The 13,962-nt window shown below is 37.4% G+C and carries 13 protein-coding genes; 8 read left to right on the forward strand and 5 right to left on the reverse strand.

The features are described 5' to 3' along the window. Positions 1-42: 42 nt before the first annotated feature. Positions 43-357 carry a hypothetical protein gene (locus F902_RS15105; protein ID WP_005204732.1) on the reverse strand — a complete coding sequence of 105 codons (315 nt, stop codon included), beginning with the start codon at positions 355-357 and terminating at the stop codon, positions 43-45. Positions 358-394: 37 nt separating this feature from the next. Continuing rightward, complete coding sequence (locus tag F902_RS15110; RefSeq protein WP_005204733.1) at positions 395-1,420, reverse strand: type I glyceraldehyde-3-phosphate dehydrogenase; 1,026 nt, start codon at positions 1,418-1,420, stop codon at positions 395-397. A 257-nt stretch (positions 1,421-1,677) separates the two neighbouring features. Here F902_RS15110 and alaS point away from each other — a divergent pair, with 257 nt between their 5' ends. The 3 genes from alaS (at position 1,678) to csrA (ending at position 6,216) form a co-directional block, all read left to right on the forward strand. Then, entirely contained in the window at positions 1,678-4,368 is a 2,691-nt protein-coding gene (gene alaS, locus F902_RS15115; protein ID WP_171061083.1) for an alanine--tRNA ligase, read from the forward strand. A gap of 66 nt (positions 4,369-4,434) precedes the next feature. Continuing rightward, positions 4,435-5,715: an aspartate kinase gene (locus tag F902_RS15120; RefSeq protein WP_004805971.1), complete on the forward strand. Its 1,281-nt coding sequence runs from the start codon at positions 4,435-4,437 to the stop codon at positions 5,713-5,715. A 237-nt stretch (positions 5,716-5,952) separates the two neighbouring features. Beyond that, positions 5,953-6,216, forward strand: coding sequence for a carbon storage regulator CsrA (gene csrA, locus F902_RS15125; RefSeq protein WP_004805969.1), 264 nt, complete (start codon positions 5,953-5,955; stop codon positions 6,214-6,216). 57 nt (positions 6,217-6,273) lie between these two features. On the opposite strand, the gene rnhB is transcribed toward csrA, so the two are convergent. Next, on the reverse strand, positions 6,274-6,840 hold the full coding sequence (rnhB, locus tag F902_RS15130) for a ribonuclease HII (RefSeq protein ID WP_005204735.1): 567 nt from the start codon (positions 6,838-6,840) through the stop codon (positions 6,274-6,276). Positions 6,841-6,878: 38 nt separating this feature from the next. Then, complete coding sequence (locus F902_RS15135; protein ID WP_004805966.1) at positions 6,879-7,262, reverse strand: hypothetical protein; 384 nt, start codon at positions 7,260-7,262, stop codon at positions 6,879-6,881. A 219-nt stretch (positions 7,263-7,481) separates the two neighbouring features. On the opposite strand from F902_RS15135, the gene F902_RS15140 reads away from it, so the two are divergent. The 5 genes from F902_RS15140 (at position 7,482) to F902_RS15160 (ending at position 12,178) form a co-directional block, all read left to right on the forward strand. Further along, positions 7,482-8,036: a cytochrome b gene (locus F902_RS15140; RefSeq protein ID WP_005204736.1), complete on the forward strand. Its 555-nt coding sequence runs from the start codon at positions 7,482-7,484 to the stop codon at positions 8,034-8,036. A 246-nt stretch (positions 8,037-8,282) separates the two neighbouring features. Continuing rightward, the gene (locus F902_RS15145; RefSeq protein WP_228129741.1) at positions 8,283-9,392 is read left to right on the forward strand and encodes a tyrosine-type recombinase/integrase; all 1,110 of its coding nucleotides are present in this window, start codon (positions 8,283-8,285) and stop codon (positions 9,390-9,392) included. Positions 9,393-9,416: 24 nt separating this feature from the next. Continuing rightward, positions 9,417-9,866 (forward strand): helix-turn-helix domain-containing protein, encoded by a 450-nt coding sequence (locus F902_RS15150; protein WP_005204738.1) that lies wholly within the window; start codon positions 9,417-9,419, stop codon positions 9,864-9,866. Beyond that, positions 9,859-11,514, forward strand: a complete 1,656-nt coding sequence (locus F902_RS21885; RefSeq protein WP_005204740.1) for a GIY-YIG nuclease family protein — start codon at positions 9,859-9,861, stop codon at positions 11,512-11,514. Before F902_RS15150 ends, F902_RS21885 begins: the two co-directional genes overlap by 8 nt. A 112-nt stretch (positions 11,515-11,626) precedes the next feature. Further along, positions 11,627-12,178 carry a recombinase family protein gene (locus F902_RS15160; RefSeq protein ID WP_005204743.1) on the forward strand — a complete coding sequence of 184 codons (552 nt, stop codon included), beginning with the start codon at positions 11,627-11,629 and terminating at the stop codon, positions 12,176-12,178. Between the two features lie 8 nt (positions 12,179-12,186). Here the strand turns inward: F902_RS15160 and F902_RS15165 are convergent, their stop codons facing one another. Beyond that, positions 12,187-13,386 (reverse strand): reverse transcriptase domain-containing protein, encoded by a 1,200-nt coding sequence (locus tag F902_RS15165; RefSeq protein ID WP_005204745.1) that lies wholly within the window; start codon positions 13,384-13,386, stop codon positions 12,187-12,189. Positions 13,387-13,962 lie beyond the last annotated feature (576 nt).

The following is a 13,962-nucleotide window of genomic DNA, read 5'->3' on the forward strand; positions in this document are numbered from 1 at the left end:
AATCCGAATTTTTATAAAAGATTCTCAAAAATTAGCTTCTATTTATTCAGTTCCTTTCCCGCCTTTTACTACGATTTCTAGCAAATTCACCATTTCAACATTTTGTTTTTCTAAGGCAGCAATATTTGCCACAGTTCGATCTAGAACCTCTTGTTGCACATGCATCTTCTTGGCCAGATCTTGCATGATTTCCAAACTCTTTTTCAGATGCAACTCTAAATGCACAACTTTTTCTTCAAGTTGCATAACTTGAACATCTTGGTTTGGTACATCTACATTTTTAAACTGCAGCCAGAATAAAAACACAACCGCCGCCAATAAAACAGCAATAAATCCCCAAATCAACATCAATGTCATTCACTACTCCGAATTAATTTTTATATTATTTAAATCATTAATCACAAAAAGTTTCACACAAATCCAGCAAGCGATTTGCATATCCCCATTCATTATCATACCACGCAAAAACTTTTGCTTGATGCCCCACCACCATGGTTTGGGTTAAATCCACAATCAGTGAATATGGCGAATGATTAAAATCACTTGAAACCAGGTCTTCATCTGTCACTTGCATAATCTGTGCATAATCATATTGCGCCGCTTTGCTCAAAACTTCATTGATTTTATGCACGGTAATCGGTGAGTGCGAAACAAAACTAAGATCAATGGCAGCCACATTAATGGTCGGTACACGAATGGAATAGCCATTAATCCGATCTTCCATTTTCGGCATCACCTGCTTCAATGCACCCAAGGCACTTGATGTGGTTGGAATAATATTTTGCCCAGACGCTCGTGCGCGACGTAAATCCCGATGGGCATGGTCCAAAACCGATTGATCTGCTGTGACCGCATGAATTTCTGTCATTAATGCGGTATCAATACCAAAGGCATCATCAATAATTTTGACCAATGGCACTAAGGCCTGTGTGGTACATGAGACACTAGAAATGATTTGATCTGTGGCCTTTACGTCATTGTGATTGACACCATAGACAATCGCTGCATCGACAGAATCAAAAGGCGCAGCACCAATAATCACACGCTTTGCACCTGCCTCAACATGACGTGTGGCATCAGCACGTGAACGAAATAAGCCTGTACACTCAAGCACCACATCAATATCTAAGTCGGCCCAAGGCAATAATTCTGGCTGAGCCTGCTTAAAAACTTGTAGTTTTAACTGACGTTGATTGGACTGAATATTCAAAAAAATATGTTGATTTTCAATTTGAATTTCAACTTGACCTGCAAAACGACCATGGGTGGTATCGTATTTGAACAAATGCACCAAGGTCTGCACATCTGCGATGTCATTAATGGCAACAATATCAAACTGAAATTGCTTAGGACTCTCAAACCACGCACGTAATACATTCCGACCAATTCGACCAAATCCATTGATAGCGATACGTTGCATGTAGGGTCCTTATTCATCAAAACATCATCTTTTCTATGCTATATGGTAAAACATCAAGCGCATTGTTGAATATAGATTTTTAGCTTAAACACAGTTTTATATGATATTGCTTGTAAAATCGTTGGTGAGGCAGGTATTTTCCGTTATAATTTAGCACTTTTAAAATCTATGCCACGCACTGGGTTCGATTGTAGAACGTTAGACACAACGTACCTTGTTGCATATAGCCAAATTCAAAATTATGGAGTGTCTTGGTTGTGAGTACTCGCTTTATGACATCAGCTGAAATCCGTGAAGCATTTTTGCGTTATTTCGAATCGCAAGGGCATACACGTGTCGCTTCGAGTTCTCTCGTTCCCGCCAACGACCCAACTTTGCTGTTTACCAATGCTGGTATGAACCAGTTTAAAGATTGTTTCTTAGGTTTAGAAAAGCGCGACTATGTTCGTGCTGTTTCATCTCAAAAATGTGTCCGTGCCGGCGGTAAACACAATGACCTCGACAACGTCGGTTATACAGCGCGTCACCACACATTCTTTGAAATGTTAGGCAACTTCTCTTTCGGTGATTATTTCAAACAAAATGCACTGAAATTTGCTTGGGAATTTTTGACCAGCGAACAGTGGTTAGGCTTACCGAAAGATCGTTTATATGTCACGGTTTATCATACCGATGATGAAGCATTTGATATCTGGAATAAAGAAATCGGGATCGATGCTGAACGTATTATCCGTATTGGCGATAACAAAGGTGGCCAATACGCATCAGATAACTTCTGGGCAATGGGTGACACAGGTCCTTGTGGTCCATGTTCTGAAATTTTCTATGACCATGGTGACCATATCTGGGGTGGCTTACCAGGTACTCCAGAAGAAGATGGTGATCGTTTCATCGAAATCTGGAACAACGTTTTCATGCAGTTCAATCGTACTGCGGATGGTGTCATGCACCCTCTTCCAGCACCTTCTGTTGATACAGGTATGGGCTTGGAGCGTATTTCGGCTGTACTGCAACATGTCAATTCAAACTATGAAATTGACCTGTTCCAACACTTATTAAAAGCTGCTGCTGAAATCATTGGTTTAGATACCACTGCAATTGAGGCTGAAGCAAAAGCACAAAATAAACCCGTTGAATATCCAGCATCATTAAAAGTGATTGCTGACCATGCACGTTCATGTTCATTCTTAATTGCTGACGGTGTTAACCCTTCAAATGAAGGTCGTGGTTATGTATTGCGTCGTATCATTCGTCGTGCAGTTCGTCATGGTAACAAGTTAGGTGCGACGGGTTCATTCTTCTATAAGATGTTGCAACCTCTGATTGAGGTGATGGGTGATGCCTATCCAGAACTTGCAGCACAGCAAGCACGCATCGAAGCGCAACTGCTTAAAGAAGAAGAGCAATTCGCGAAAACACTTGAGCAAGGCTTGAAGTTGTTAGAAGGTGAATTAGCACAACTGAAAGGCAATGTGATTGCTGGTGAAACCGTATTTAAACTATACGATACTTACGGCTTCCCAACAGATTTAACAGCTGATATCGCACGTGAACGTGACCTGACCATTGACGAAGCTGGCTTCGAAGTGGAAATGGCTGCACAACGCCAACGCGCACGTGATGCAGGTAAGTTTGCAGTTGACTACAACAGCATTGTCAAAGTTGAAGGCGAAACTCAATTTGATGGTTATGAAGCGACTCAAGGCCAAGGTCAAATCGTTGCGATCTATAAAGATGGCGTTCAGGTTGATGAAATCAACGAGGGTGACGAAGCGCTTATCGTATTGAACCAAACCCCTTTCTATGCAGAAAGCGGTGGTCAAATCGGTGACACAGGTATCTTCAAAAACGATACAGGTATTTTCGAAGTTCAAGATACTAAAAAGTCTGGTGGTGCTTTTGTCCATCAAGGTATCGTGACCATGGGTAGCCTCAAAGCCACTCAAAATGTTGAAGCTACCGTTAAAGCGGACATTCGTGCAGCAACAGCGCGTAATCACTCAGCGACTCACCTTCTCCATGCTGCTTTACGTCAAATTCTTGGTGAGCATGTACAGCAAAAAGGTTCTTTGGTTGCAAGCGACATTTTACGTTTTGACTTTGCCAATGACCAACCTGTTTCGTTTGAGCAATTGCAACAGATTGAACGTTTAGTCAATGCCGAAGTCATTGCGAACAGTCCTGTAACGACTGAATTACTTGATATTGAATCAGCAAAAGCCAAAGGCGCAATGATGCTATTTGGTGAGAAGTATGGCGAGGAAGTTCGCGTACTGTCTATGGGTTCTATTATTGAAGAGAAAAACTTCTCTATCGAACTTTGTGGTGGTATTCACGTTAAGCGCACAGGTGATATTGGTTTATTTAAAATCACTTCTGAAGGTGGTGTAGCTGCGGGTGTTCGTCGTATTGAAGCCGTGACTGGCACTAAAGCGCTTGAAGTGGTTCAAAAAGCAGAAACAGATATCCAAATCATTAACGGTTTGTTGAAAGCGCAAAAAGACCAAACTGTAGAGAAAGTTGAAGCAATTGTTGAAACTGCTTCTAGCCTACAAAAGCAAATCGAACAATTGAATCAAAAATTAGCCAGCTTCCAAGCGGCTGAGCTTTTAGATCAAGTGAAAGAAATTGCGGGTCGTCAAACGCTTATCACATCGGTAAAAGGTTTAGATGCCAAATCATTACGCAATCTTCATGACAGCGTAAAATCAAAATTAGAAGATGCAGTCATTATTTTAGCTGGTGTTGAAGGTGATAAAGTGAGTTTAATCGCTTCCGTCGCTAAACAATACGCTGCAACTCTAAAAGCAGGTGACATCATCAAACACTTGGCTCAAGAGCTGGGTGGTAAAGGTGGTGGTAAACCTGACTTAGCACAAGGTGGCGCGCCACTTAACGAGAAGTTTGATCAAGTCATCGCAGCATTACCTGCTTGGCTTGCGCAATAATAAAGACTTCACTTTTGTGTAACTGACCCTGATGCCTCTCAGGGTCATGGCTTATATGGAACAACTATGGCTTTAATCGTTCAAAAATATGGCGGTACCTCTATGGGTACTCCTGAGCGCATTTTAAATGTTGCTCATCGTGTCAAGCGTTGGCATGATCATGGTCACAAGGTGGTCGTGGTTGTATCAGCAATGAGTGGTGAAACTAACCGCTTACTTGCGCTTGCCAAAGCCATTACTAGCACCCCTGACCCACGCGAATTAGATCAAATGGTGTCAACGGGTGAACAAGTAACGATTTCCATGTTAGCTATGGCACTTAATTCAATTGGTGTAGAAGCTAAATCATATACAGGTCGTCAAGTTGGTATCAAAACTGACAGCGCGTTTACCAAAGCACGTATTGAATCCATTGATACTGATGTAATGACCGCTGATCTAGATGCTGGTCGTGTCATCGTCGTTGCCGGTTTCCAAGGTTATGATGCCAATGGCAATATCACAACTTTAGGTCGTGGTGGTTCAGATACTTCAGGCGTTGCACTTGCAGCAGCACTAAAAGCAGATGAATGTCAGATTTATACCGATGTAGATGGTGTTTATACCACTGACCCTCGTGTAGCGCCTAAAGCGAAGAAAGTTGACCGTATTTCTTTTGAAGAAATGCTAGAAATGGCATCTTTAGGTTCGAAAGTTTTACAAATTCGCTCTGTTGAATTCGCAGGCAAATATCAGGTGCCATTACGTGTATTATCAAGCTTTGATAACGACAATGATGGCGCATTTGATGAAGATTTCAAACAAAACGTAGGTACACTAATTACGACTGAGGCGGAAGACGATATGGAACAACCAATCATCGCAGGTATTGCATTTAACCGTGACGAAGCAAAACTCACTATTTTAGGTGTTCCTGACGAACCAGGTATCGCATCTAAAATCTTATCACCGATCAGCAATGCCAACATCGAAGTGGATATGATTATCCAGAATGTTGAAGAAGACGGTACAACAGATTTTACTTTTACCGTGAATCGTAACGACTTGGCGAAAGCAAAAGCAATTTTAGAACAAACTGCAAACAGCATCGAAGGTTGTGAAGTTGTGACGCGTGATGACATCGTAAAAGTGTCAATCGTAGGTGTTGGTATGCGTTCTCACGCAGGTGTAGCGAGCAAAATGTTTACTGCATTAGCTGAAGAAAGCATTAATATTCTCATGATTTCTACATCAGAAATCAAAGTTTCTGTGATCATCGAAGAAAACTATTTAGAATTGGCAGTTCGTTGTTTACATACAGCTTTTGGCCTAGATCGTGAACACGGCGAAAGCAGTGCACGTGCTTAATTAATAGCTGCTTAAACATATTTACTCGCAAGTAAATAAGAAAAAAAACAGAGCCACTATAGTTTTTCTTATAGTGGCTCTGTTATATTAGCCTTGAGGTTTTTAAAAAGACTCTCACAGAACTTACGAAAAAAAATGTTTTTTACATATTTCTGTTAGAGTTTTCTGTATATTAGGCTGTGCTTTCAAACAATGAATTCCCTGTCGCAAGTTTAAGCGTTTAGCAAGGAGATAAACATGCTGATTCTGACCCGTCGTGTCGGAGAAACATTAATGATTGGGGATCAAGTCAGTGTTACTGTGCTTGGCGTAAAAGGCAATCAGGTGCGTATTGGTGTAAATGCTCCAAAAGAAGTTTCTGTGCATCGTGAGGAAATTTACCAACGTATCCAACATGAACGTGCCATGCATGAGCATCTGCAACATCTTGATCAAGATTATCAACATTCTTATGAAGAAGAGAATAATGATTTTTCTCAACATAATAACTTCAATCGTTAATATGCCGCATTCTTCTCGAATGATTAAAGCGACTAAAATTAGTCGCTTTAATTGTTTTTACAGCCCTAAAACTTTCTTGACAGGCGCATAACTACGGCGGTGTTGATCAATGACACCATGAGCCGCAATCGCTTCAAAATGTGCTTTAGTTGGATAACCTTTGTGTTTAGCAAAGCCATAGTCAGGATATTGCTGATCTAACTCATGCATCTGACGGTCACGGGTCACTTTCGCTAGAATACTGGCCGCACTAATTTCTGCATGGCTAGCATCCCCCCCCACAATCGCCTCACACGGAATGGTAATTCCTTTTGGAATCTGGTTACCATCTACAATTACTTTTGCAGGAGAAGCCGCTAATCCCTCTACTGCACGACGCATTGCAAGAAAAGTGGCTTGCAAAATATTCAATTCATCAATTTCTGCATGGCTTGCTTCAGCAATTGACCAAGCTAAAGCTTTTTCTTGAATCTCCAAGAACAGCTTTTCCCGTTTTTTTTCGGTTAACTTTTTAGAATCATTTAAACCCTCAATCGGATTATTCGGATCTAAAATGACTGCGGCAGCAACAACAGAACCCACTAATGGTCCTCGCCCAGCCTCATCTACACCAGCAACTCTCATATAAAATCTCTAAAGGCCGATGACTCAGCCTTATCTTATTAACCCGCTTTCTTGAAAGTTTCAGCCACACATGCATTTACAGTTTGAGAAACCACTTGAGTCACAATCGTCGCGCGTGCTGTTGGATCAATAGCTGCGGTAGCCAATTCTACTGCTGTTACGCTATTTGGTGCTTTTTCACTAACACAGCCACAAACTTCAGTTTGAATATTTTCACGTTGTTCTGCGGTCATTACACGTGTCGCTGTTTTCCACGCTGGCAGCGTATTAATTTCATTAATACATTTCGCATTTACAGCAACTTTCAATGCAGCCATGCCTAACTGTTGTGAAGTTGTACCCACTGAGTTATTTCCATCTGGAGTAACACAGCCTGTTAAAGCTAAAACAGCAGGAGCTACAATAAGTACCAACTTTTTCATGATTTCTATTCCGTATCTAAATTTTGGCAGGCGTATTGTGCCTAAATGACACGTTTTATGATATGACCCTGTGCTATCTTTACATAATATAACAATGATAAATGATTTATAAGTACTACAACGTTCCACTCATAAAACGCTCCGTTACATTTACACTGTATGAGTAGGAAAAAGCGCTATTTAAAATCAAAGAACTCATATCACAGCTAGGATGTTGCGATGCCAACCTCAGCACAATATTACACACGCACTGCGCAAGTTTTACATTGGCTCATGGCTGCTATTTTTATCATTGCGTGGCTTATCGGTTTTTATAGTGGTAATTTTCTTAGCTACGATGCCGATGGGAGTTTCAAAGGAACCGTCATTACCCTACATAAAAATATAGCAACCACCATTATCTTCTTAGTCGTTATCCGTATTTTTTGGCGCTATACCCACCCTGTACCTGAACTACCAAACACCATGTCGCCGCTGATGAAAATGTTGGCGCATGTTGGACATTTATTCCTTTATTTAATGTTATTAGCGTTGCCAATTACTGGCTGTTTATTTAGTTGGAGTGCTGGCCACCCTGCTCCAGTTTTATATTTATTCGAAATTCCACGTTTAGTACAAGACAATCCAGAATTACTAGCAATTGTTAAACCGCTACATATTTATCTTTCATGGTTCGCTGGCCTACTCGTTGCCGGACATGCTTTGGCCGCCATCAAACATCATCTGATTGATAAAGATAATGTCTTGCTCAGTATGCTACGCCAGCCCAAATAATTCTTCAGATATAAAAAAACCGCTTTACGCGGTTTTTTTTTATGTGAACTATTATAACTATTATCGTTCCAATTTTGCACGTTTAGCAAGTTTGATGCCTTGCTATCATAGTACAAGTGAACTAATAAATATTTTAACGTTCCTATATTGCACGTTTACATATTAAATAGTAAAATCGTGCATATGAAGAACGTATTGAGCATTCAGAGAACGACCAATAGTTCACATTCGGTAGATTCTACCAAAGTGAAGGTCTATAACTTTTCTTACTTAAGAGGAGATGAACAGACTTATGCTATTAATTTGTTCAAAGATTGGATTGCTCAAGTAAAACATATTCAAGGTTTGAAACAGAATACAATAAATAATCATAGAGATAATTTGATCCGATTATTTAACTTTAGCCAAGTTGCTCCTTGGAAGTTGAAGCCTCATCATGTAGTCGCTTTTTTTGAATCTAAATTTGATGAAAAAACAGGCTCATCAATTTCACCAAGCACATATGCAGCTTATTGTTCATCATGGCGTTCATTTCAGGGTTACATGTGTGATCCTGAACGTGCAAATGAAATTCAGAGAGTGTTCAATATACGTCCATCGAAGTTTGTTAACGATGAGAATAGTATTGCAGTAAAAAGATCTAAAGCTAACAATTGTCCTAAAGCTCAGGCATTAACTCCTGAAGAAATTTCATCAATGGATGAAACATTTAAAGCACTTATTTTGGAAGCTTATAAATCAAGGAGTAAATCATTACTCCCTTTGCAAAGAGACCGTGTGATGTTTCATATAGCAATACATTTTGCATTGCGTATATCGGAGTTAGTTAGCTTGCAAAAGCAACAATTTTCAGCTCACCATGATCAACGTATGAAACATTTTCATAATCATGCATTACTTACTATCACAGGTAAAAACAGTGTGACTGGTACAGTTCCAATGAGAGAACCTGAAATTTATAATTTACTCATTTGGTATTTGGAAAATATTCGTCCCAAAATTTTGATGAGACGAAAAGACCAAAAAGATGGGGTATGTCTTTTTGAGGGAACAGAATATTTAATCTCTAATTTGGTTTTTCCAAGTGAACGTGGTGGTGTGATTACTCCAAATACTTTTAGAAAGAGATTAGAGCAAGTTGCTCTTCTTTCTGGAAATGTTGGATTTAAACCCACACCTCATACGTTACGTCATACAGGCTGTACATTGATGCTACCATTATATTCGCCAGATATAGCACAAAAATACATGCGACATAAAAATCTATTTACCACTTTAGGGTATTATCATCCTACTGTTTTAGATGCAGCTACACAGCCTAATCTTCCTATTGATTTATTTGGCGATGAATCCTAGTGAGGATGATTAAAGGAACATTGTATGAAAGTTAAGTTGAGAAACCGTTTAGAAGTCTTGATGAAAGATAATGGTGTTTCTACATTTGAAGAAATGGCAGAACGTATGACTAATAACCAAAATTGGGAAATTACTCGTTCAGCTCTGAGTCGAAAGTTTAGAAATCCTAACCCCCCTTTGACACTTGAAATTATTGCAGCCATCTGTAATGAATTACAGTGTCTACCTAATGATCTATTTGAGATAGAGATTTCAGATGCTAGTGAAGAAGATATAAGTGACCTACAAAATAGAGTATTACCGTTTCGTTATGGTCAAGTGAAAAAACTACCTAGCAAAGAGGTTGGGCATGAGAATAAAATAGTGGTATCACCACAACAAAAAAGAAAGCATAAAGTTGATACTACCGTTTTAGAAGATGTTCTTGGCCCAAATGTAAGCCATCTACATAAAGGTAAGATTGACAATGGTTGACAAAGCAATGGGATCATGTGTTCTGTGCAATCAAATCCTTTGTAAAGCAAAAAGTGGTTTGATAGGGACACATTGTTCTAAAGCTAAAATTTCGAAGAGAAAAATTAAAAGCGATGAGATATGTTGGGCCGATAGTCATGGACTAAAAAAGTCATGCTCTGATCTGCTGAAAAAAAATTCTAGATTACATCCTCCAAAATTTATTAAACTTGGAGAACTCCTTAAATCATTGGTTGAAAAATCCGAGAAAGGTGAAGCTTCCTTAGAAAAATTTGTAATTGATCTTTCTGATAATGAACGCCATTTTTTAATGCAATATGCAAATGGTGAAATTAAACTTCTTATGGCTGAAATATTTAACAAGTATAATTTGGTTATTAAGCAAGATTTAATTGATTTAAAAATTCCTGAAGATTTACCAGATGACTTTATTTTATTACTAGAAAGTTATAAGCATTTTTTTATACGAAGATATAATGTTTTGATGAGTAAAAATCATTATAGAACTCCGCAATATATGAGGAGAAATCTAACAAAATCTATATCATTAATTCGTTATCTTAGTTCAATTGGAATGACAGACTGGTATCAAGTAAAAGATAAACATATTGTGAGTTATCTAGAAAGTACAAGAAAAAATCTTCATATAGAATTAAAAAGATTTATTAATTATGCCAATAATGATCGAAAACCATTTAAAAAAACTAGGTTAGATAAAAAAAGATCTGGCTCTGCCTTAAAATCATCTGTAAAAGTAAAAACTTATACAGAGTCAACTATTGATAGTTTTTTGGAAGAAATATATGCAAAACATAGTCATGCTGAATATTTGATTGCATGGTTAGTCTGCAAGTTAGGGCTTACCGTGGAATTTTCTTACAACTTAAATATGTCACAAATTGTTTTAAATAAAGAAAATAAATATATTTTTAAGCCTTATCAAGTATGGTTAAAATTACCTAAGAATATAGGCGACCTTTTTTATGAGATATTTGATCAAACTTTTCCAGATTGGAGAAGCTATGATCAAGAAAAATTAATTTTTTTGAAACCTTTTCATTCTCTATTTACTGATGCTAGTAGAGCAAGTAAGGTTCTATTAAAAGGGAAAGCCAGAGAACTACGAACTACTGCTATTATAAATTTAATGAAAAGTGGCTTTCTTGATCGAGTGACTTTACATCAATCTATTGGCGTTTCTATGCCCTCTATCACTAAGTATGAAAATATATTCTCTGTTGACCTTCATTCGACAATACAACCTCATATTATTAAAGATCGAAATAAAGTGATTCAGGGTGAATTCAATGAATCTAAGCCTTTAATTAAAGAAGTCGATAAGAAAAACATAGATATTACTTCTGGAAAGGTTATATGGTATGTATATTTATTAGAATGTGAGAATAATAAAATTTATACAGGTGTAACACCTGATATAAATAATAGAATATTTCTTCACTATGAGGGTAAAGGTGCATTAATGACCAAATTGAATAAACCAAAAGCTTTATTGGCCTATAAGGCGTTTTCATCAAAAAGTGATGCTTTAAGCATGGAGCAACGAGTTAAAAAAATGCCTAAAATTGGAAAACTACTACTTGTAAAAGAATGGAATAAAAATTCATCAAATTTCGTAGATGTAAATTAAATGACCATTTTCTTTACACTCATAAAACCATCCTAAAAATTACATTTTTCCTTTCATGAAATGTAAAGAAATTGAGATAATAAATCTATGTAAAGTTTAGGTACGTTTTATTATGATTATTGGATATGCTCGGGTCAGTACACATGACCAAAATCTAGATTCACAATTAGATGCACTCCAAAAGGCAGACTGTGAACAAATTTTTCAGGAAAAGATAACAGGAAAAACTAAGGATCGTCCTGAACTGATAAGTTGCTTGAAAGCCCTAAGAAAAGGTGATGTTCTGATTGTTTGGAAACTTGATCGCCTTGCCCGTTCATTAAAAGATTTAGTCGAGATTATTACTGACTTAAATCAGCGTGAGATAGGCTTTAAATCGCTTACAGAGGCTATTGATACCACCTCTGCTACTGGCAGGCTAGTGTTCCATATTTTTGGAGCATTAGCTGAGTTTGAGCATAGTTTAATTCGTGAACGTACCATAGCAGGTTTAGATGCAGCGAGAGCAAGAGGACGTAAAGGTGGGCGCAAACCATCCATGTCTGAAAAAGATATTAAAAAGGCCCAAGCTATGTTACGAGATCCTCAAATTACTAAAACAGAGGTAGCAAAACATTTTGGAGTAAGCCGAGTCACGCTGAATAACTCACTGAATAAATCTTAGAATTGTTCTTAGTTGCTATCTAACAAGAATTTCATATATTGGGGATGTATTTTCTTAATATCTATTCCTAACCCTTGGAATAGTAAACTAATTGCATCTTCCTTTTCTTTTTGCAGTCTATTATTAAAATCTTTTAAATTTTTGGAATCAGCATCACTATAACAATGCTGATAGCCTGAAACTATCTGCTCCATCCTAGTTATAGTTTTACTAAAGTTTAGCTTCATTTTAATATTACTATTGATATTCGTTAGATGACTTAGATTATCTCTAACATTTTCAATAACATGAGGTGGAATATACCAATCATATTTTGAATTCTCATATCGTAAGTCTAATCCTAAAAAATTTACTGTTTCATTTTCAGAAATAATCTGTGTTTTTGACTTTTCATCAATTTCAGGAAGTGTTAAACCTAAGTTACTCAATTCTTGGAAAACTAATTCAAATACCTCTTTACACTGCTGTTCGGAATCAAGAAAAAATATCAGATCATCCGCATAACGGACATGTTTATATTTTTGCTTAATAAGCCAATTATCAAAATCATTTAAGTAAAATGATGCCAGTAAAGGTGATAGAGGCATCCCTTGTCTGACACCTTTCCCAATCTTAGACTCAATTAGCTTTTTATGCGTCTTTGCATATTCATGAGGAATACTTGGATCGCAGCAAATTATGGATTCAAACAAATAGAGTATGTCAGTTGGTATATTTTCTCGTATTTCCTTTAGCAAAGTTGCCCGAACTAAATTATCAAAAAACGATGCAATATCTGTTTTTAAAACAAAGGGCTTTGTATTTCTTAAATCTTTTGCCTTTTGTCTTGCTCGAAATATACCTACACCTGAAACAGAAAAATCGTTAGATTTAAGTACAGCTAACTCATGTTTTAAGTTCTGGGCAATGTAATCAATTAAAATCATCTGCACTAGACGATCTCTAACGGTTGGTATGCAAATTAAACGTGGCTTTTTACTAGGATTCTTTTTATTCTCTATAATTACAGGATACAGTTTTTGAAATCTGTAGCTTTGAGTTTCAATTAATTTTATTAAAGACTCTAATTGAACATTTAAATTATTCTCAAATTCTTTAATTGAAACATAGTTGGTATGATATTTTTTATCATAATTTTTAATATTTTTTTGTTTGAAAATTTTAAATTTTTCATCAAAATTTTCTTTAATAAAGTCTTTAAAAAACATGATTGTATAACTCTTTCTTCTCCATTGCGTCCTTGTAAAGCTATCTCGCAACGGTTAAAAAGGGACACATCCATTCAAATGGTAATAGCTCTTCTCATCGGTGATAAGACTAGCCAGTCCATCCTCATGGTTCTGTTCTGATGCACATTTCTGTGTTGTCGAGCGAACCAATGGTTTACAACAGTGTGAGCAATTTATTGCCATCTTTTTTCTTGAAATGCTACTATCAGTATAACATAAAACAACATCAAGAATCAACACGAAAAACTCCACAATTACCAACATAACCACCTGATTTTCCTGATAATTTTTTGACAAAAATATCAAAACCAACTGAAACAACCACTTGACAATATAGAGAATATCGGTTCTCCAAACCGCCCGTAGCCCCACGCCCACCATCTTGAAAAAGCCAAGTACCCCCCAAGTAATGATAGCAAGGGGACTGTTACATCCATTCAAATGGTAATAGCTCTTCTCATCGGTGATAAGACTAGCCAGTCCATCCTCATGGTTCTGTTCTGATGCACATTTCTGTGTTGTCGAGCGAACCAATGGTTTACAACAGTGTGAGCA

The organism is Acinetobacter higginsii (genome assembly GCF_000369525.1).
In the GTDB taxonomy this organism is placed as follows: Bacteria; Pseudomonadota; Gammaproteobacteria; order Pseudomonadales; family Moraxellaceae; genus Acinetobacter; species Acinetobacter higginsii.